General features: G+C 71.6%; 18 protein-coding genes. 9 read left to right on the top strand and 9 right to left on the bottom strand.

The annotated features are described in order from the left end of the window. Positions 1-9 precede the first annotated feature (9 nt). Positions 10-1245, top strand: coding sequence for an alpha/beta hydrolase (locus ACLJQM_RS22350; RefSeq protein ID WP_410632653.1), 1236 nt, complete (start codon positions 10-12; stop codon positions 1243-1245). 41 nt (positions 1246-1286) lie between these two features. Then, positions 1287-1937 carry a DUF4145 domain-containing protein gene (locus ACLJQM_RS22345; protein ID WP_410632652.1) on the top strand — a complete coding sequence of 217 codons (651 nt, stop codon included), beginning with the start codon at positions 1287-1289 and terminating at the stop codon, positions 1935-1937. A gap of 55 nt (positions 1938-1992) precedes the next feature. Here ACLJQM_RS22345 and ACLJQM_RS22340 read toward each other — a convergent pair whose 3' ends face one another. The 3 genes from ACLJQM_RS22340 to ACLJQM_RS22330 form a co-directional block, all read right to left on the bottom strand. After that, on the bottom strand, positions 1993-3153 hold the full coding sequence (locus ACLJQM_RS22340; RefSeq protein WP_410632651.1) for an SWIM zinc finger family protein: 1161 nt from the start codon (positions 3151-3153) through the stop codon (positions 1993-1995). After that, positions 3153-6305 carry an SNF2-related protein gene (locus tag ACLJQM_RS22335; RefSeq protein WP_410632650.1) on the bottom strand — a complete coding sequence of 1051 codons (3153 nt, stop codon included), beginning with the start codon at positions 6303-6305 and terminating at the stop codon, positions 3153-3155. Before ACLJQM_RS22335 ends, ACLJQM_RS22340 begins: the two co-directional genes overlap by 1 nt. A 77-nt stretch (positions 6306-6382) precedes the next feature. Beyond that, complete coding sequence (locus ACLJQM_RS22330; RefSeq protein WP_410632649.1) at positions 6383-8428, bottom strand: acyl-CoA dehydrogenase family protein; 2046 nt, start codon at positions 8426-8428, stop codon at positions 6383-6385. Positions 8429-8574: 146 nt separating this feature from the next. Between ACLJQM_RS22330 and kstR the strand changes: the two genes are divergently transcribed. Next, positions 8575-9195, top strand: coding sequence for a cholesterol catabolism transcriptional regulator KstR (gene kstR / locus ACLJQM_RS22325; protein ID WP_247012022.1), 621 nt, complete (start codon positions 8575-8577; stop codon positions 9193-9195). A gap of 7 nt (positions 9196-9202) precedes the next feature. On the opposite strand, the gene ACLJQM_RS22320 is transcribed toward kstR, so the two are convergent. Then, the gene (locus tag ACLJQM_RS22320; RefSeq protein ID WP_410632647.1) at positions 9203-10033 is read right to left on the bottom strand and encodes an LLM class F420-dependent oxidoreductase; all 831 of its coding nucleotides are present in this window, start codon (positions 10031-10033) and stop codon (positions 9203-9205) included. Between the two features lie 76 nt (positions 10034-10109). Between ACLJQM_RS22320 and ACLJQM_RS22315 the strand changes: the two genes are divergently transcribed. Genes ACLJQM_RS22315 through ACLJQM_RS22305 form a run of 3 tightly spaced genes read left to right on the top strand, consistent with a single transcriptional unit; the run spans position 10110 to position 11581 of the window. Further along, on the top strand, positions 10110-10811 hold the full coding sequence (locus ACLJQM_RS22315) for a class I SAM-dependent methyltransferase (protein WP_410632646.1): 702 nt from the start codon (positions 10110-10112) through the stop codon (positions 10809-10811). After that, entirely contained in the window at positions 10808-10954 is a 147-nt protein-coding gene (locus ACLJQM_RS22310) for a hypothetical protein (RefSeq protein WP_410632645.1), read from the top strand. Before ACLJQM_RS22315 ends, ACLJQM_RS22310 begins: the two co-directional genes overlap by 4 nt. Positions 10955-10969: 15 nt before the next feature. Continuing rightward, on the top strand, positions 10970-11581 hold the full coding sequence (locus ACLJQM_RS22305; RefSeq protein ID WP_410632644.1) for a hypothetical protein: 612 nt from the start codon (positions 10970-10972) through the stop codon (positions 11579-11581). Here ACLJQM_RS22305 and ACLJQM_RS22300 read toward each other — a convergent pair. The 3 genes from ACLJQM_RS22300 to icmF form a co-directional block, all read right to left on the bottom strand. Further along, positions 11568-11792, bottom strand: coding sequence for a hypothetical protein (locus ACLJQM_RS22300; protein WP_410632643.1), 225 nt, complete (start codon positions 11790-11792; stop codon positions 11568-11570). The genes ACLJQM_RS22305 and ACLJQM_RS22300 overlap by 14 nt on opposite strands. A 183-nt stretch (positions 11793-11975) precedes the next feature. Further along, the gene (locus ACLJQM_RS22295) at positions 11976-12203 is read right to left on the bottom strand and encodes a hypothetical protein (RefSeq protein ID WP_410632642.1); all 228 of its coding nucleotides are present in this window, start codon (positions 12201-12203) and stop codon (positions 11976-11978) included. 118 nt (positions 12204-12321) lie between these two features. Then, entirely contained in the window at positions 12322-15585 is a 3264-nt protein-coding gene (gene icmF, locus ACLJQM_RS22290; protein ID WP_410632641.1) for a fused isobutyryl-CoA mutase/GTPase IcmF, read from the bottom strand. A gap of 144 nt (positions 15586-15729) precedes the next feature. On the opposite strand from icmF, the gene ACLJQM_RS22285 reads away from it, so the two are divergent. Genes ACLJQM_RS22285 through ACLJQM_RS22275 form a run of 3 tightly spaced genes read left to right on the top strand, consistent with a single transcriptional unit; the run spans position 15730 to position 17163 of the window. Continuing rightward, entirely contained in the window at positions 15730-16068 is a 339-nt protein-coding gene (locus ACLJQM_RS22285; protein ID WP_360767444.1) for an ArsR/SmtB family transcription factor, read from the top strand. Beyond that, positions 16061-16507, top strand: coding sequence for an SRPBCC family protein (locus ACLJQM_RS22280; protein ID WP_410632640.1), 447 nt, complete (start codon positions 16061-16063; stop codon positions 16505-16507). The genes ACLJQM_RS22285 and ACLJQM_RS22280 overlap by 8 nt, the downstream gene beginning before the upstream one ends. After that, positions 16504-17163: a DUF899 domain-containing protein gene (locus ACLJQM_RS22275; protein WP_410632639.1), complete on the top strand. Its 660-nt coding sequence runs from the start codon at positions 16504-16506 to the stop codon at positions 17161-17163. The genes ACLJQM_RS22280 and ACLJQM_RS22275 overlap by 4 nt, the downstream gene beginning before the upstream one ends. 88 nt (positions 17164-17251) lie before the next feature. Here ACLJQM_RS22275 and ACLJQM_RS22270 read toward each other — a convergent pair whose 3' ends face one another. Further along, entirely contained in the window at positions 17252-17815 is a 564-nt protein-coding gene (locus ACLJQM_RS22270) for a GTP-binding protein (RefSeq protein ID WP_086861521.1), read from the bottom strand. 28 nt (positions 17816-17843) lie between these two features. After that, complete coding sequence (locus tag ACLJQM_RS22265) at positions 17844-18560, bottom strand: DUF742 domain-containing protein (RefSeq protein ID WP_360766842.1); 717 nt, start codon at positions 18558-18560, stop codon at positions 17844-17846.

Below are 18560 nucleotides of genomic sequence, written 5' to 3'. Positions count from 1 at the left end.
ATCGCGCTGGTGCAGCCGAACTTCCTGATCCGCCGCGCGGTCCAGCTCGGTCTGACGGCGAACGCGCTCCGCCCCCTGCGGGCCCGCTCGACGACGATCCCGGTGTTCTTCGCCGGGTGGCTGACCGCCGAGCTGGCGCCCCAGCTCCTGGCCCTGACCGCGGCCGACACCGCGCTCCACCTGGCCCGCCACGGCGCCCGCGACCGCTCGACGCAGGCGGGCCTGGCCATGGCCGCCGCGTCCGCCGCCGGCCTGGGCGCGCTGATCCGCACGGGCCACGGCGCCCGCGAAGAGATCGAAGGCGCGTTGACCTCGGCGCTCGGCGAGGACTACGCGGCCGAGCTGGGCCGCTCCGACCTCGGCCTCCCGTGGAGCGAGCTGGCGCTGCCGTTCCGGATGGGCGCCCCGGACGTCCGCGTGGACCGCAACATCGCGTACGCCCCGGGCGGCAAGCGGTTCCTGCTCGACGTGTACCGGCCCGCCGAGCCGGTGTCCGGCGCCCCGGTGCTGCTGCAGGTCCACGGCGGCGCGTGGGTGATCGGCAACAAGGAGGAGCAGGGCCGCCCCCTGATGCGCTACCTGGCCCGCCGCGGCTGGGTGTGCGTGGCGATCAACTACCCGCTCTCCCCCACCCACCGCTGGCCGGCGCACATCGTGGCGGCGAAGCAGTCGCTGGCGTGGATCCGTTCACAGATAGCGTCGTACGGCGGCGACCCCCGTTTCGTCGCGGTGACCGGCGGTTCGGCGGGCGGTCACCTGTCGGCGTTGCTGGCACTGTCGCAGAACGACCCGGCGCTGCAGCCGGAGTTCGAGGACGCGGACACGAGCATCCAGGCCTGCGTCCCGCACTACGGCGTGTACGACTTCGCGGCGACGTCGGGTTCGCGGGCGAGTCAGTACCGGCTGGAGAGCCTGCTCGCGAGGCGCGTGTTCGCCCCCGACCGCGACCCGGTCAACCACCTGGACGACTACATCGCGGCCTCACCGATGGACCGGGTGAGTTCGGAGGCGCCGCCGTTCTTCGTGATCCACGGCCGCGACGATTCGCTGGTCCCGGTCCGCGAGGCCCGCGAGTTCGTCCGGCGGCTGCGGGAGAAGTCCCGGCAGCCGGTGGCGTACGCGGAGCTGGCGGGGGCGCAGCACGCGTTCGACGTGTTCACGTCGGTGCGGAGCGCGCACGTGGTCCGCGGGGTGGCCCGGTTCCTGGACCACACGTACAACACCTGGAAGGCGGCGAACCGGTAAAGTTCCGTCAGCAAAGAGCAGCAGGCGAGGGGTGTCGGCCGATGCGAGGAGAAACAAATTTCGGTCATCTGACTACCATCGATCGAAAGCTCGCCCGTCTTGGCATCTCCGCAGACAACTTTGTCGTCAACGAGCCGAACGCATCGATGGTCAAAGCCCGGCAATTCGTCGAACGAATGACTCAGCTCCTGTGGCAGCGAACCGATCTGGGCGCCGGTGACAGGCCTCTCCATCAGCGCATCACCGTCTTGGAGGACAAAGGCGTGCTCGACAGTGAGATCAGCGCGCTGTGCCACAAGGTGCGCTTGGGAGGAAACAGAGCCGTCCACGAGTTCGATGAGTCCCGCGCCGAGGCCTTCGACCTGGTTCGCGTGTGCCACAAACTCGGCGACTGGCTCGAATCGACGCTGAACGCGGACTATCAGCCGAAACCCTACACACCGCCGTCGCCTCAGGAACTGGGGTACGCCAAGGTCGATAAGGCGGGCGCATATTGCCTGGCCGACCTCACGTTCCCAGCGCGTCGACCCCATTTGGTCTTCTCGTTCGGCGGTAGCTACCCGCCTGCCGGACGGTCATGGCGGTACACCGAGCAGCGACTTCGGGAACTGCAAGACGAAGGCCGCATCGCTGTAAGCCAGTCGGGGCGTCCGGCGCTCAAGCGATACTTTCACGAGACATACCCCAGCTGATTTCGTCAAAGCGGGTCACGAGGGCACTCACCGGAGTCACCGCCACTGCAAGCGATCAGTAGGCCAGGTCCACCGGGCTTGCCGCGGGCGGGCCGTCCAGGCGCCAGTCCGTTCCCGCGCGGGTGAAGCGGTACCAGCGGGCGTCCTGGCCGTAGCGCAGCTGCACCTCCCCCTGCGTGAGGCGGTTGCGCCAGATCTTCGGGCGGCCGGGGAGGCCCGCGTCTCCCAGGATGGCTTGGGCTTCGGCCAGGGGACCCGGGCCGGGTTGCCATGTGTCGCGCAGGGCGGCCAGGCCGCCGCGGCCGGCTTCGCGCCAGGCTTCGGCCCAGCGGGTCAGGTCTCGGGGTGGGACGCCCGCCGCCGCGGCGAGGGTGGTGATTTCCGGGGCGGTGCGGGTGGCCGCGCGGCGGGCCAGATCCTCTTCGAACGTCAGCTCGGCCGCCGTCACGCCGCCGATCAGGAGGTCGCGGGCCAGGGCGGCCGCGTCCGCCGCCAGGGTCGACAGGGCGGCCGCCGTCCAGCCCGTGGCCGGGGGTGGGTCGAGGTCGAGGGTCGCCGGGGGACCCGCCGTGCGGGGCGGTGGGGGTAGGGCCGGGATCGGGCCCGGCCGCCGGGTGTAGGCCGCTCGCGGGGTGAGGCCTTCGTCCGCGGCTTTCGGCAGCTTCGGTTTTTCCGCGCGGGACGGTGACCGGCGGGCGCGCAGCTCGGCCAGGACGTCGGCCCGCGGGCGGCCGCGCAGCAGGAACAGCGTGAAGGGGTCGCGGTCCACCTCGTCGGCGACCAGGTAGTACACCGCGGCGACGTGCTTGCACGGGTTCGCCGAGTCCGGGCACGAGCACCGCGGCCGCAGGTCACCCGGGCCCGGCAGGAGGTCGGCGCCCGCCTCCCGGGCCTGCTCGGCGAGCGCGGCCGGCAGCTCGCCGTCGAGCAGCGCCGCCGCGTGCCCGAGCTGCGTGCCGACGACGCCCAGCAGCGTGTCCCATTCGCGGTCGGTGAAGGTGCGCATGGTGATGGTCACCTTGTAGGGCTGCGGCCGGCTGCCGCGCACCCGCGCCGTCATCACGCCGGCGCCGAAGTGCAGCTCGGTGACCGTGCCCTTGCGCGCGTACGTGCGGCCGCGGGGCAGCCGGTTCGGGTCGAGTTTCGCGCGTTGTTCGAGGGCCTCGACCCAGGCGCGGCCCCACCAGGTGGTGCCGAAGTTCCGCCGGGGTGGCATCACCCGCTCCCGAGCCGGACCAGGTCGGCGAGGGCGTCGTCGGACAGTTCGGTGATCCAGTCCTCCCCCGCGCCGACGATCGACTCGGCCAGCCCGCGCTTCTTTTCGAGCACCTCCGCGATCCGCTCCTCGAGGGTGCCTTCGGCGATCAGCCGGTGCACCTGGACGGGCCGGTCCTGCCCGATGCGGTAGGCGCGGTCGGTGGCCTGGTCCTCGACGGCGGGGTTCCACCAGCGGTCGTAGTGGATGACGTGGGTGGCGCGGGTCAGGTTGAGCCCGACCCCGCCCGCCTTCAGCGAAAGCAGGAACACGGGGATCTCGCCGGCCTGGAACCGGTCGACCATGTCCTCCCGCTTCGACGGCGAGCTGTCCCCCGAGAGGACTTCGGTGGGCAGGCCGCGCTCCTTGAGGCGGCGCTCCAGCAGGCGGCAGAGTTGGACGTACTGGCTGAACACCAGGACGCTCTCGCCCTCGTCGAGGATCACGTCCAGGAGTTCTTCGAAGGCGGCGAGTTTGCCGGAGCGGCCGGTGAGCGCGCCGTGCGGTTCCTTGAGGAACTGCGCCGGGTGGTTGCAGATCTGCTTGAGCTCGGTGAGCAGCTGCAGCACCTGCCCGCGCCGCTTGATGCCCTGCGTCTCGCGGATTTCGGCGAGGTTCTCGCGCACGACGGCCTCGTACAGGGTGGTCTGCTCGGCGCTGAGCGGCACGAACCGATCGGTCTCGGTCTTGCGCGGCAGCTCCGGCGCGATGTCCGGATCGGACTTGCGCCGGCGGAGCAGGAACGGCCGCACGGTGGCGGCGAGCCGTTCGGTGACTTCCTTGTCGCGGTCGCGTTCGATCGGCCGTGCGACGGTGCGGCGGAAGCGGTCGAGCGGACCGAGCAGGCCGGGGGTGGTCCAGTCCACAATGGACCAGAGTTCGGTGAGGCGGTTTTCGACCGGGGTGCCGGTGAGGGCGACTTTGGCTCGAGCGGGGATCTTGCGGAGTTCCTTGGCCGTGGCGGACAGCGGATTTTTGACGTGCTGCGCCTCGTCCGCGGCGACCAGGCCCCAGTCCACTTCGGACAGCGTTTCGCGGTCGCGGCGGAGGACACCGTAGGTGGCGAGGACGACTTCGTCGGGGGCGAGGTCGTCGAGGTGGCGGCTGCCACCGTGGAACCGGCGGACGGGGATTTCGGTGGCGAAGCGGGCGAACTCGCGCTCCCAGTTGCCGAGGAGCGAGGTGGGACAGAGGACGAGAGTGGGCCCGCCGGTGAGCGGGGTCTCGGCGCCGGCGGGCCCGGGCTCGGCACCGGCAGCCGGGGCGACGGCGGCGGGCACTGACGGGGCATCCGCGCCGTCGGACCGGGGCTCGGTAGCGGCAGGCGGGGCATCGGCGTGGGCAGACCGAGGCATGGCGGCAGCAGGCGGGGCATCGACGCCGGTAGGCCGAGGCATGGCGGCAGCGGGTGGGGCATCGACGCCGGCAGACCGGGGCGCGGACCGTGGGAGGTCTGCGCCGGGCGGCGGGGCATCGACTGCGCCGCTGGGTGAGGTCGGCAGCGGCCCGGCGGCAGCGAGCGAGGCCTCGGCGCCGGCGGGTCGAAGCTCGGCCGGGGTCGGCGGGGGCTGGGGGCTGAGCAGGCGGGCTGGTGCGAGTCGCTCGGGCCGGCCAGGGACAGGCTGGGCCAGGGCTCGGCGGTGCAGGTGGAGAGCGATCAGCTGGATCGTCTTCCCCAGCCCCATGTCATCCGCCAGGCAAGCGCCCAGGCCCAGGCCGGTCATCGTCGCCAGCCAGGCCAGGCCCGCCTGCTGGTACGGCCGTAGCGTCGCCTGCAGCCCCGGCGGTGTCACGACCTCCGACGCCGCCCGGTCGCGGAGGCGAGACGCCAGATCGCCCAGCACCGGTGGGGCCGCGAACTCGACGCGCTCGCCGTCCAGTTCCAGCTCGCCCGTCAGGGCCGCCGCCAGGGCTTCGCCCGCCTCCAGTTTGCGGGTGCGGCCGCGGACGCGGGCCAGGAGCTGGGGGTCCACCCGGACCCACTGGCCGCGCAGGCGGACCAGGGGGCGCTTCGCCTCGGCCAGTGCCGCGACCTCCGCCTCCGTCAGCTGCTCGCCGCCCAGGCTGAGCTGCCAGCGGAACTCCAGGAGGCTGCGCAGGGCGAACTCCGGTCCCGCGACGCTCGCCGGGGCCTGGGTCGCGCTCGCCTTCGCCTTCACCTCGCCCGCGAACAGGCCCTTCGACCAGAGCACCTCGATGCCCGCTCCGCCCAGGTCGCGGGCGCCGTCGGCGAGCAGGTCGACGACCTCGTCGTCGGACAGGACCAGCGACGCCGGCGCGGGCTCGGCCAGCACCCGGCCCAGTGGCGCCCACGCTCGCGCGCCGCGGCGCAGGCCCAGCAGGAGCTGGGTCTCGACCTGGTCGCCGAGGCGGTTCAGGACCGCGTCCGGGGCGTCCCACAGCGTCGATGCCTCCACCACCAGGCTCGGCTCGGCCAGGCTGCGGACCGCCAGCACCCCCGCGAACGTGTCGTCGCCGGAGTCCTCGACGCGCAGCAGCACCTGCACGCCCCGCGGCTCGCGCGCCTCCAGCTCGGCCAGCCAGGCGGCGCCGTCCGGGCCGAGCAGGGCCGGTTCGCGGGCCGCGAACGCCGGGTCGCCGGCGCCGACCGGGGCCGCCGGGCTGCGGACCAGCAGGTCGGCCGTCGCGTCCCAAAGCGCGCGGACCAGGGAATCCGGGGAGTGCAGGCGGATGCGTTTCAGCCCGGTCAACGGCAGCGCGTACGCCTCCGGTGGCAACGCGCCGGCGAGCCCGCGCAGCAGTTCCTCGTCCGCCGCGTCGAGCGGGCCGATCCGCCAGGCCGCCGCGCCGGCCGGGGACACGGCCGGGCGCAGCCGCCCCCTCGCCACGAGGTTCACCCCGGCGTTGACCGCGGCCGACCACGCCGCGACGGCCGGGCTCGCCGCCTCCCCCACGGCCAGCAGCCGCGGCAGCGCGCGTTCGAGGGGCACCAGCTCCGCGTCGACCTTCGTCCGCGCGAACTTGGCGCCCCGGGGCAGGACGAGCTCGATCGTGGTCCCGCCGGCCACGTCGCCGCCCCACAAGGCCAGCACGCCTTCCCGCGGGGGATCCGCGGGGAGGTAGGTGGCCTGGGTGTCTGCGCTGAACTCCACGACGGCAACGCTAGAACACGCCACCGACAGTTTCGGCCCGGGCGGCACGAACGGTCCTTTCGCGCCGCCGGCGAAGATCAGCGCGGCAGGCCGAGAAGCCGTTCGGCCGTCAGCGAAAGCAGCACCTGGGTGGTCCCGCCCGCGATCGACAGGCACCGCGTCAGCAGGAACTCGCGCTGCGCCGCCCCGTCCGCGAGCAGCGCAGCGCTGCCGGCCAGCTCGACGGCGAACCCGGCGACGTCCTGCCGGTGCCGCACCCCGAGCAGCTTCCGCACGCTCGACTCGGCCCCGGGATCCTGCCCTCCGAGCCGCCGCAACGCCGCCCGCAGGTCCAGCACCGACCCCGCGACCCCGTCCGCCACCAGGGAACCGAGCCGGTCGAGCGCGACATCGCCGAGCGCGGAAGGATCCACTGTGGACACCAGCGTCTGCACGCTCTCGCCGACCGCGGACCCACTCCCGATGGCCACCCGCTCGTTCGCCAGCGTCGTGCGCGCGAGCCGCCAGCCGCCACCCGGCGTGCCGACCACGTCGGCGTCCGGCACGAACACGTCGTCCAGGAACACCTCGTTGAACACGGCGTCGCCGGTGATCTCCCGCAACGGCCGCGTGGTGATGCCCTCGGCGCGCATGTCGACCAGGAAGTACGTGATGCCCTTGTGCTTGGGCACGGCCGGGTCGGTGCGGGCCAGGCAAATCCCCCAGTCCGCTTCGTGCGCCAAGGACGTCCACACCTTCTGGCCGGACAGCCGCCAGCCGCCGTCGACGCGCCGGGCCGCCGTCCGCAACGCGGCCAGGTCGGAACCCGCGCCGGGCTCGCTGAACAGCTGGCACCACGTGAGTTCACCCCGGAGGGTGGGCCGGGCGAACCGCTCGCGCTGCTCGTCGCTGCCGTGTTCGAGGATCGTCGGCACCGCCCACGCACCGATCACCAGATCCGGGCGGCGCACCCCGGCTTCGATGAGCGCGGCGTCGATCCGCAGCTGCTCCGCGGCGTCGGCGCCCCGGCCGTACGGCGGGGGCCAGTGCGGCGTCAGCAACCCGGCGTCGGCCAGCGCGGCCCGCCGCTCGCCGTCGGGCAGCCCCGCGATCCGCGTCACCTCTTCGCGCAGCGCGGGATCGTCGCCGACGTCGACGTTCAGGGTGCGTTCGGACCCCTCGAGCGCCAGCGACGCCGCCCGCCGCCGCCACGTCCCGGTGCCGCCGAGCCACTGCCGCAGCGCGACCGCGCGGCGCAGGTACAGGTGCGCGTCGTGCTCCCAGGTGAACCCGATGCCGCCGAGGACCTGGACGCAGTCCTGGGCGTTGGCGACGGCCGCGTCGAGGGCGACGACGGCCGCGCTCGCGATCGACAGCGGGTGCTGCCCGGACGCCGCGTCCCAGGCCAGCGCTTCGGCCGCTTCGGCCCGGCAGAGCATCTCGGCGCACAGGTGCTTGATCGCCTGGAACGCGCCGATCGGCTTGCCGAACTGCTCGCGCACCTTGGCGTACTCGACGGCGACGGTCAGGCACCGCCGCGCCACGCCCGCCGCCTCGGCCGCGGCCAGCGTCGCCGCGAGGGGCGCGACCGGCGGCAGGGTGAGCACGTCGGCGCGGACACCGGAGAAGCGGACACGCGCCAGCGGACGCGAGAAGTCGAACGCGTCCAGGGGCTCGACCGTGACGCCCGGGGTGTCCGGCGCGAGGAGCACGTGCCCGCCGCCGGCCGGCACCAGCAGCCACGTCCCGGCGTCGACGCCGGGCACCGGGCCGGTGACGCCGTCGTCGAGCGAAGGCGCGTCCAGCAGCACGGCGAGGGTCGCCTCGCCCTCGGCCAGCGCGGGGAGGAGTTCCTTCGCGGCGGGGATCCCGGCGAGCAGGAGGCCGCCGAGCGCGGTGCCGAGCAGCGGCCCCGGCACGAGTTCCCCGGCCGCGGCGGCGAGGCCGGCGGCGAGATCGGCGATACTGCCGTCGGCACCGCCCGCTTCACCGGGCAGTGCGACGCCGAGCAGGCCGAGCTCGGCGAACCCACCAGGAATCCCGATTTCCGCCGCGCGCACCGCCTCTCGCGGGTGGTGCGCCGCGGACCAGGCGTGGATCGCCTCGGCCAGCGCGGCCTGTTCGTCGGTGAGCGCGACCGGCATCGGGCCTCCTCGCGGGACGGGACACTACTCGCGAGTGTAGAACGTGTTACAGTTTTTCGGCCAGTGGGTCGATTGTTGAACGTTTCGCCAGGACAGGTACTCTACGTCATGAACTGGAACAAGTTCCGAAGGACGGGGGGACTCCGATGCCCGGCAAGACCAAGGCGCGCGGCAACGGCCTGAGCGCGATCGGCGCCGACGAACTCGGTTCGGCCGCCCAGCGCGACCGCCGGCGCCGGATCATCGACGCGACCCTCGCCCTGGCCTCGAAGGGCGGCTACGACGCCGTCCAGATGCGGGCCGTGGCCGAGAAGGCCGACGTCGCGCTCGGCACGCTGTACCGGTACTTCCCGTCGAAGATCCACCTGCTCGTTTCCGGGCTGGCGCGTGAATTCGAGCGCGCGCAGGAGAAGCTCGAGCGCCAGGCCATCCCCGGCGAGACGCCCGCCGAGCGGCTGATGTTCGTGCTCGGCCGCAACACCCGCCTGATGCAGCGCGACCCGCACCTGACCGAAGCCATGGTGCGGGCCTTCATGTTCGCCGACACGTCCGCGGCCGCCGAGGTCGAGCAGGTCGGGATGCTGATGGAGAACATGTTCGCCAAGGCGATGGGCATCGACGAGCCCACCGAGGCCGACCGGGACATCTTCCACGTCGTCGCCGACGTCTGGATGGCGAACCTGGTGGCCTGGGTGACCCGCCGTGCCTCCGCGGCCGACGTCGCCAACCGCCTCGAACTGTCGGTCCACCTGCTGCTGGACAAGTAGCCGCCGGTCAGCGGTGCGCGGCGGCCACCTCCGCCAGCTCGTCGAGGGCCTTGAGCGTCTCCGCTTCCGGCAGCGTGTCCAGCAGGAACGTGTACCGCTCGACACCGGCCTCGCGGAAGCCGTCGATCACCTTCGGGATCGTCGGGCCGCCGAAGACCGCGAACTGGACGTCTTCGCGCCCCTGCTCGGCCAGCCAGCGGCGGACGCGCTGGGCCTCCTGGTACTTCGTGTAGCCCCGGAGCAGCCAGCCGTCTCCGTACTTGGCGAGCCGGTTGAGCGCGGCTTCGCTCTCGCCGCCGATGTAGATCGGGACGTGCGGCTTCTGCACCGGCTTCGGCCAGCTGAAGATCGGGTCGAGGTCGATGTGCTCGCCGTGGAACTCGGCCTCGTCCTTCGTCCAGATCTCCTTGAGCGCGGCCAGCTGCTCGTCGATCAGCGCGCCGCGCATCTTCGGGTCGGTGCCGTGGTTGCGCATCTCCTCGCGGTTCCAGCCGACGCCGACGCCGAACAGCGCGCGCCCGTCGGAGAGCAGGTCCAGGGACGCGACCTCCTTGGCCGTGTGGATGAGGTCGCGCTGGATCAGCAGGGCGATCCCGGTGCCGAGCAGCAGTTCCGACGTCGCGGTGGCCGCGGCGGTGAGCGCCAGGAACGGGTCGAGCGTGCGGTAGTACACGCGCGGCAGGTCTCCCCCGCCCGGGTAAGGGGTTTCCCGGCTCACCGGGATGTGCGAGTGCTCGGCCAGGAACAGCGAGTCGAAGCCGCGTTCCTCCAGTGCCGCACCCAGTACGTCCGGGCGGATGCCCTCGTCGGTCACGAACGTCGAGATCCCGAATTTCATGCTCCAGGAGTACCACCGTCTTGACAGCGGGTGCACGATGAAGTCATCTCATCATACGTTGAATAAGGGGGCGGTCATGGACGTACAGGGCCTCGACTTCGAGGAGCTCTACCAGGGCACCACGCCGATCGGCCGGAAGATGCCGTGGGACCTGGGCGCGCCGCAGCCCGCGGTGGTCGCGCTGGCCGACGCCGGCGAGTTCGGCGGCGACGTGCTCGACATCGGCTGCGGGCTCGGCGACAACTCCGCGTTCCTCGCCTCGCGCGGCCTGCGCGTGACCGGGCTGGACGGCGCCCCGTCGGCGATCGCCCAGGCCAGTGCGCGCGCCGCCGAGAAGGGCCTCGACATCGAGTTCGCCGTCGCCGACGCGACGAAGCTCGAAGGGTACGAAGGCCGGTTCGACACGGTCCTCGACAGCGCGCTCTACCATTGCCTGAGCGAGGAAGAGCGGCACAGCTACCTAGCGGCGTTGACCCGCGCGGCGCGGCCGGGCGCGCGGCTGCACCTGTTCGCCTTCTCGACGGAGCTCCCGGACGCGTTCCCGGCGCCGTACCTGATCAGCGAGGCCAACCTGCGGGAGACGGTCGGCGAAAACTGGACGATCGAGGTCCTCGAGCCGACGCTCTACACGACGTCGATGACGCCGGCGGAGCTGCGGCAGAGCGTCCGGGGGGTCCTGGACGCGGACCCGGCCGGGCTGCAGGCGATGAAGACCGACGCGGACGGGCGCGTGCTGGTCCCGGTCTGGCGGCTGAAGGCGGTACGTTCGGCCGGGTGATCGTCGAGTCGGCGCTCGTCCCCCGCACCGCCACCGAACCCTGCGCGGACCGGCTGATCGTCGGTGAGCACGCGGCCGGGGTCGCCGATGGGGCGACGAAGAAGCCGTGGGACACCGGCCCGGACGGCGCCGAGCTCGCCTAAGCCGTCGCGGGGCACTTGGCCGGGCTCACGGCCGGGTGCACGGCTCGTGAGGCGGTCGACAGCGCGACGGCGCTCGTGCGGGGTTGGGCGGGCGGCGCGGGACTGGGGTCCGCGGTGACGTTCTGCGTGCTCTTCCGGCCCCGGCGCGAGATCTGGCGCGTCGGGGAAGCCCGGATCCTGCTCGACGGCGTCCCGGTGCCGCCACGGCCGTCGGGCGAGCGGGTGGTGGCCGAGGCCCGCGCCCTCGTGGTGCGGCGGTATCTGGCGGAGGGGGTCCCGGCGGCGGAGTTGCTGGCGGAGGACCCGGGGCGGGCGGCGGTGCAGGAGCTGTTGCGCGCGCTCGTCGGGCTGCGCAACCGGCCTCACGGCGGCGGGGCGGTGGACGGGCGGGACGTGCCCGACCTGTTCGTCGAGGTGATCCCGGTGCCGGCCGCGGTGCAGGAGGTCGTGCTCGCCACGGACGGGTACCCGGAGCCGGCGGCGACGCTGGCCGAGGCCGAGCGGCTGCTCGCCGAACGGCTGGCGCGGGACCCGTTGATGATCGAGGATCCCCCGGAGACGAAGGGGCTGCGGCCCGGAGCCGACTCGTTCGACGACCGGGCGTACCTGCGGCTCAGCTCAGCTTGAGCCACGCCGCCGCGCCCACCGGATCCCGGTCGAGCCACTGCCGGATCAGCCGGATGTTCACGTGCAGCGGGAAGGACAGCTGACCGCGGTAGCGGCGTTCGATCTCGTCGAGGGCCACGAGCAGTCCCGGAACGCCGTCGTACGGGTCGAAGTCGACGGTCCGGTGGTCGAAGGAGAAGAGCTTGTCCTTGCGGGCGATCCGGGTAGTCACGCGGCCCAGGGAGGCGATCCCGGCTTCACGAACGCGAGCAGATCGGAGCTCCGCGGCCGGGAGCGGCGCCGGAGCGGGCGCCTGCCCCGGCGGGCTTCGAGATCGCGCCAATCGGCTGAGCCGGTCGACCGCCGACGTGGTTGGAGCAGTTGCCCCACTCGAGTTCGGGCAACTCCCCGGAACTCACGGGTGGCGAGCCAACCGGACCTTGTCCTCGTCGAAGGCGAGCGTCGACACCTGAAGCGCACGGACTTCTTCGTGCTTGCCCGTCGGCCGCCACATTTCGGGCTTCGGGTCGAAGGCGATCCGCGCGTCCGCCGCGAGTTCCGCGTCCAGCTCCGGCTCGCGAACGGCTTCACAACCGTTCGCGGCGATCTTCGCCCAGCGGTCGTAAGGTCCCTCGTACGGCATCAGCACGGGCCTTGACCTCTTTGAAGTGGTCGAAGACTTCATGGCGATGTCCACCAGCTCGTTGCCCGCCAGCGGCCGGCGGCTGAAGACGATCCACGCGCGCCAGAGACGGCCTGGCTCAGACGTTCCGCCGGTACTGGCCACCGACCTCGAAGAACGCCTCCGTGATCTGGCCCAGTGAACACACCCGCGCCGCGTCCATCAGCACCCCGAACAGGTTCCCGCCCCGAGTCGCCGCTTCGCGCAACGCCTTCAGGGCCTGCTGGGCCTCCTCGTGGTGGCGGTGCTGGAAGTCCGCCAGGCGCTCCAGCTGGGACTTCTTCTCGTCCTCCGTCGCGCGGGCCAGTTCGACCTCGATGTCGTCCTCGCCCGCGTTCGGGTTGCGGAAAGTGTTGACGCCGATGATCGGCAGGGAGCCGTCGTGCTTCTTGCGCTCGTACAGGATGGACTCGTCCTGGATCCGGCCGCGCTGGTAGCCCGTCTCCATCGCGCCCAGGACGCCGCCGCGCTCGGAGATGCGGTCGAACTCCGCCAGGACCGCTTCCTCGACCAGGTCCGTCAGCTCGTCGATGACGAACGAGCCCTGCAGCGGGTTCTCGTTCTTCGACAGGCCCCACTCCTTGTTGATGATCATCTGGATGGCCATCGCGCGGCGCACCGACGACTCCGACGGCGTCGTGATCGCCTCGTCGAACGCGTTGGTGTGCAACGAGTTCGCGTTGTCGTACAGCGCGCACAGCGCCTGCAGCGTGGTGCGGATGTCGTTGAAGCTCATCTCCTGCGCGTGCAGCGAGCGCCCGGACGTCTGCACGTGGTACTTGAGCTTCTGCGACCGCTCGTTCGCGCCGTAGCGGTCGCGCATCGCCACCGCCCAGATCCGGCGGGCCACCCGGCCGAGGACCGAGTACTCCGCGTCCATGCCGTTGGAGAAGAAGAACGACAGGTTCGGCGCGAAACAGTCCACGTCCATGCCGCGGGCCAGGTACGACTCGACGTAGGTGAAGCCGTTGGCCAGCGTGAAGGCCAGCTGCGAGATCGGGTTCGCACCGGCCTCGGCGATGTGGTAGCCGGAGATCGACACCGAGTAGAAGTTGCGCAGGTGGTGCTCGATGAACCACTCCTGGATGTCGGCCATCATCCGGAGGCTGAACTCGGTGGAGAAGATGCAGGTGTTCTGGCCCTGGTCTTCCTTGAGGATGTCGGCCTGCACCGTGCCGCGCACGTTCTGCAACGTCCACGAACGCAGCTCGGCGGCCTCGGCGTCGGACGGCTCGCGGCCGTGCTCGACGCGGAACGCGTCGAGCTTCTGGTCGATCGCGGTGTTGAGGAAGAAGGCCAGGATCGTCGGCGCCGGGCCGTTGATCGTCATCGACACCGACGTGTTCGGCGCGGTCAGGTCGAAGCCGTCGTAAAGGGCCTTCATGTCCTCGACCGTCGCGATGGACACGCCCGACGTGCCGACCTTGCCGTAGATGTCGGGGCGCGTGTCGGGGTCGTGGCCGTACAGGGTCACGGAGTCGAACGCCGTCGAGAGCCGCTTCGCCTCGGAGTCGGCCGAGAGCAGCTTGAACCGGCGGTTGGTGCGGAACGCGTCGCCTTCGCCGGCGAACATCCGCGCCGGGTCCTCGCCCTCGCGCTTGAACGGGAAAACGCCCGCGGTGTACGGGAAGTATCCGGGCAGGTGCTCGCGGCGCAGGAACGACAGCAGCTCGCCGTCCTCGCCGTACCGCGGCAGGGCGACGCGCGGGATCCGGTTGCCCGACAGCGTGTCGCGCCACAGCTGCGTGCGCAGCTCCTTGTCGCGGATCTTCACGACCAACTCGTCCTGGCGGTACTCCTCGGCCAGCTCGTGGAAGCGCGCCAGGAGCTTTGCCGACTCGCCGTCCACATCGGACTCGGCCGCGGCGAGCAGCCCGTCGAGCGCGTCGGTCGCGGCGTCCACCTTGGACAGTTCCTCGCGCGTCAACGCCAGCGCGTTGCGCTTGCGGACCGCGGCGACCTGCTGCTCGGTCTTCGCGTGGTAGCCGCGCACGGAGTCGGCGATCTCGGCCAGGTACCGCGCACGGTTGCCGGGGATGATCGTCGAGGCGTCCGTGGACACCTTGCCTTCCACGCGGGGCAGCGTGCCCGAAGAAACGGTCAGCCCGCGCTCGGCCAGCATGCCGCGCAGGTGCTGGTACAGCGCGGTGACGCCGTCGTCGTTGAACTTCGCCGCGCTCGTGCCGTACACCGGCATGTCTTCGGGGCCTTCCGAGAAGGCCTCGCGGTTGCGCACCAGCTGGCGCGCGACGTCGCGGCGGGCGTCCTCGGCGCCGCGGCGCTCGAACTTGTTGATCGCGACGACGTCGGCGAAGTCGAGCATGTCGATCTTCTCCAGCTGCGACGCGGCGCCGAACTCAGGCGTCATCACGTACAGCGACTCGTCCACGAAGTCGACGATCCCGGCGTCGCCCTGGCCGATGCCCGGCGTCTCGACGATCACCAGGTCGTAGCCGGCGGCCTTGCAGGCCAGGATCGACTCGCGCAGCCCGGCCGGGATCTCCCCCGACGTCGTGCGCGTGGCCAGCGAGCGGAAGAACACCGGCGCTGTGCCAGTGCCTCCAGGGCCGGCGGGCCCGTTGTCGAGGCAGTTCATCCGGATGCGGTCGCCGAGCAGCGCGCCGCCGCCCTTGCGCCGCGACGGGTCGACCGCGAGCACCGCGATCCGCAGCTTGTCCTCCTGGTCGAGGCGGAAGCGGCGGACCAGCTCGTCGGTGAGCGACGACTTGCCGGAGCCACCGGTGCCGGTGATGCCGAGCACCGGGACCGTCCGCCCGGACGCGGCTTCGGTGATGCCGTCGAGCAGCTCGCCGGGCAGCCGTCCGGCCGCCAGCTGGGTGATGACCCGCGAGAGCGCGGGGACGTCCCCGGAGAGCACCTTGTCCAGCGCCGGGCCCTCGGCCGCGAGGTCGGTGTCGCAGGCCTCGATCATCGAGTTGATCATGCCCGGCAGGCCCATCTCGTAGCCGTCTTCGGGCGAGAAGATGCGGGCGACGCCGCGCGAGTGCAGCAGGTCGATCTCCTCGCGCACGATCACCCCGCCCCCGCCGCCGAAGACCTTGATGTGGCCGGCGCCGCGCTCGCGCAGCAGCTCGACCAGGTACGAGAAGTATTCGACGTGCCCGCCCTGGTAGGCGGAGATGGCGACGCCCTGGACGTCCTCGGCGATGGCGGCGGTGGCCACCTCGTCGACCGAGCGGTTGTGGCCGAGGTGCACGACCTCCGCGCCCTGCGACTGCAGGATCCGCCGCATGATGTTGATCGACGCGTCGTGGCCGTCGAAGAGGCTCGACGCCGTGACGAACCGGACGGGGTGCGCGGGGCGGTACAGCTCACTGCTCATCCCCTAAAAATACTTTGACTTCCTACTGTTGGAAACCCGAGGACCAGTGACACGGCTCTCAGCACCGCTCGCCGCAACCTTGACAGTGCGCTGCTGGGGTCTATGTTCAACGTAGTCGTTAATTAACAAGGTGCTGAAATGACCATGCCCACGGACCACCTGAGCCGCACGTTCGCGGCCCTCGCCGACCCGACCCGGCGCGCCATCCTCGCCCGGCTTTCGGCGGGCGAGGCGACGGTGAACGAGCTCGCCGAGCCGTTCCCGATGAGCCTGCCCGCCGTCTCGCGGCACCTCAAGGTGCTGGAGCAGGCCGGGCTCATCACCCGCGGCCGCACGCGCCAGTGGCGGCCCTGCCGGCTGGCGGCGAAGCCCCTGGAAGACGTCGCCGACTGGGTGGCGGCCTACCGCCCGTTCTGGGACGACGGGTTCGACCGCCTCGACGAGCACCTGCGCTCGCTGCGGAGCGGCGGCGAGCATGCCTGAGCTGACCATCACCCGCGTCTTCGACGCACCCCGCGAGCTCGTCTTCGCCGCCTGGACCGACCCCGACCAGCTGGCGAGCTGGCTCGGCCCGCACGGCTACACCGGCTGCGCCGTCACGCTCGCGACGCGGCCGGGCGGCGCCTGGCGGGCGTGCATCCGCTCCCCCGAAGGCGACGAGCACTGGATGCACGGCACCTACCGCGAGATCATCGCCCCCGAGCGGCTCGTGTTCACCTTCACCTGGGACACCGAGGGCGACCTGCGCGCCGAGACCCTCGTGACGATCGACTTCGCCGATCTGGACGGCAAGACGGAGATGACCTTCGTCCAAGCCGGCTTCCCCGCCGCCGCCGACCGCGACGACCACCACGGCGGCTGGACCTCCAGCTTCGACGACCTGGCCGGCTTCATCCACCACCGAGGAGAGGAAGACCGATGACCGCCACCCAGCACGCCCTGCCCGAGATCGTCTCGCCGGAGGAGTGGCAGGCCGCGCGCGACGCACTGCTCGTCAAGGAGAAGGAGCACATGAAGGCGGCGGACCACCTCGCCGCCGAACGCCGCCGGCTGCCGATGGTGCCGTTCACGAAGCCGTACGTCTTCGAATCGACGGAGGGCAAGAAGAGCCTGCTGGACCTGTTCGACGGACGGCCCCAGCTGATCGTCTACCACTTCATGCTGCACCCGGGCGACGAAGCGGGCTGCCCCGGCTGCTCCCTGCTCGTCGACAACATGCCGCACCTGGCCCACCTGCACGACCGCGACGTCACGCTCCAGGTCGTCGCGCCGGCGACGCTCGCCGAGATCGAGAGCTACAAGGGCCGGATGGGCTGGGACGTGCCGTGGGTGTCCGCGCACGGCAGCGACTTCACCGAGGACTGCGGCGTCGGTATGGGCTTCGGGATCAGCGTGTTCCTGCGCACCGGCGACGACGTGTACCGGACGTACTTCACCAGCAACCGCGGCGGCGAGATGTTCCTCGCCTCGCACCGCTACCTCGACGTCACGCCGCTGGGGCGCCAGGAGGCGTGGGAAGAGGAGAGCCGGGGCGACGACGGTCCTGGGGCCTGGTGGCGCCGGCACGACGAATACTGACGCCTGCCCGCGGGCGGGCGACGCCGGCCGACGATCCACCGGGTGTGCGCGGCGCCGGGCCCGGGGTGTTCCCCGGGCCCGTGTGGCGTCAGCGGGCGTTGGCCGCCCGCAACGCGATCCACTGCCGCATGGCGTACTCGACCAGCGTGATGAGCGTCTGCTTGGTCGACTCGCGGTCCCGCGCGTCGCAGCGGACGATCGGGATGTTCGGGTCGATCGACAGCGCCTCGCGGACGTCGTTGATGTCGTGCTCCAGCACGCCGTCGAACGTGTTGACGCCGACGATGTACGGCAGTCCCCGGTCCTCGAAGAAGTCGATCGGGGCGAACGAGTCCGCGAGCCGGCGCGTGTCGGCGAGCACCACCGCGCCGATCGCACCGCGGACGAGGTCGTCCCACATGAACCAGAACCGCTGCTGGCCGGGAGTGCCGAACAGGTAGAGGATCAGGTCCGCGTCCAGGGAGACGCGCCCGAAGTCCATCGCCACCGTCGTCGTCGACTTGCCCGGCGTGTGGTCGAGGTTGTCGACGCCGACGCTGGCGTCGGTCATCATCGCCTCGGTGGTCAGCGGCACGATCTCCGACACCGACCCGACGAAGGTCGTCTTCCCCGCTCCGAACCCGCCAGCCACCACGATCTTGGCGGATGTCATGGTCGGGGGCGCGGTGTCCCGCGGTGCCTTATAGCCGACGGAGTCCACTCAAAACCCTTTCCATCAACACCAGATGTGCCTCGGCGCCGTCATTGCCCGTAATCGTCTTGTGCACCGTGACCAGCCCCGCGTCGGCCGCGTCGCTGATCAGCACCCGGGCCACACCCAGTGGCACCCGCAAGGCCGACACGATCTCGGCGACCGAACGGGGGGTCCGGCACTCTTCCATGATCGAGATGCACTCGATCTGCTCCGCGGCCACTTCGGGGAAGCCACCGGTGGCAGCGTAGTCCTTCGCGGAGATCAGTGTCTCCAGCTCCAGGGCGTAGTTTGCCCGAGTGCGGCCGCCGGTCAGCGCGTAGGGCCGGACGATGGCCGTCAGCTCCTCCGGCGCGGGCGGCTGCTCGAACACCGCGGGCATCACGAATTCGCCGCTGGGTGGCCCCGGATCGAACAAACCACCAGGTCGCGGGCTGTCCCCGTCGGTACTGCCGGGTGGAGAGACTAAAGAGGTCACGCGATCTCCTGGGTCGGCCGACGGCGCGGGCGCCGGCGGTTCCGCGGCCGCGTGCGCACCGGCGGCCGGGGGTGGCGGGGACTCCTTGCTCTTCTTGCGCTTCCGGCGGGCACGGCCGGAATCCAGGGTGAACCCGTTGAGGACGTCGGCGAACGTGCCGTCGTCCCCACGCCCGGCGGGCTGCTGGCCCTCGGGTGGTTCGCCGTTGAATCCGGACCCCGTGCTCAT

This window comes from Amycolatopsis sp. cmx-4-83 (assembly GCF_046548815.1).
Lineage (GTDB): Bacteria > Actinomycetota > Actinomycetes > Mycobacteriales > Pseudonocardiaceae > Amycolatopsis > Amycolatopsis pretoriensis_A.
The sequence above is the reverse complement of the archived record's forward strand: the minus strand, read 5'-3'. Positions and strand labels throughout refer to the sequence as shown.

Excerpts from the sequence above, each read along its gene's own strand:
- ACLJQM_RS22345 (WP_410632652.1), top strand. The coding sequence starts at position 1,287 with ATGCGAGGAGAAACAAATTTCGGTCATCTGACTACCATCGATCGAAAG.
- ACLJQM_RS22340 (WP_410632651.1), bottom strand. The coding sequence starts at position 3,153 with ATGCCACCCCGGCGGAACTTCGGCACCACCTGGTGGGGCCGCGCCTGG.
- ACLJQM_RS22330 (WP_410632649.1), bottom strand. The coding sequence starts at position 8,428 with ATGCCGGTCGCGCTCACCGACGAACAGGCCGCGCTGGCCGAGGCGATC.
- kstR (WP_247012022.1), top strand. The coding sequence starts at position 8,575 with ATGCCCGGCAAGACCAAGGCGCGCGGCAACGGCCTGAGCGCGATCGGC.
- ACLJQM_RS22320 (WP_410632647.1), bottom strand. The coding sequence starts at position 10,033 with ATGAAATTCGGGATCTCGACGTTCGTGACCGACGAGGGCATCCGCCCG.
- ACLJQM_RS22315 (WP_410632646.1), top strand. The coding sequence starts at position 10,110 with ATGGACGTACAGGGCCTCGACTTCGAGGAGCTCTACCAGGGCACCACG.
- ACLJQM_RS22295 (WP_410632642.1), bottom strand. The coding sequence starts at position 12,203 with ATGCCGTACGAGGGACCTTACGACCGCTGGGCGAAGATCGCCGCGAAC.
- icmF (WP_410632641.1), bottom strand. The coding sequence starts at position 15,585 with ATGAGCAGTGAGCTGTACCGCCCCGCGCACCCCGTCCGGTTCGTCACG.
- ACLJQM_RS22285 (WP_360767444.1), top strand. The coding sequence starts at position 15,730 with ATGCCCACGGACCACCTGAGCCGCACGTTCGCGGCCCTCGCCGACCCG.
- ACLJQM_RS22280 (WP_410632640.1), top strand. The coding sequence starts at position 16,061 with ATGCCTGAGCTGACCATCACCCGCGTCTTCGACGCACCCCGCGAGCTC.
- ACLJQM_RS22275 (WP_410632639.1), top strand. The coding sequence starts at position 16,504 with ATGACCGCCACCCAGCACGCCCTGCCCGAGATCGTCTCGCCGGAGGAG.
- ACLJQM_RS22270 (WP_086861521.1), bottom strand. The coding sequence starts at position 17,815 with ATGACATCCGCCAAGATCGTGGTGGCTGGCGGGTTCGGAGCGGGGAAG.
- ACLJQM_RS22265 (WP_360766842.1), bottom strand. The coding sequence starts at position 18,560 with ATGAGCACGGGGTCCGGATTCAACGGCGAACCACCCGAGGGCCAGCAG.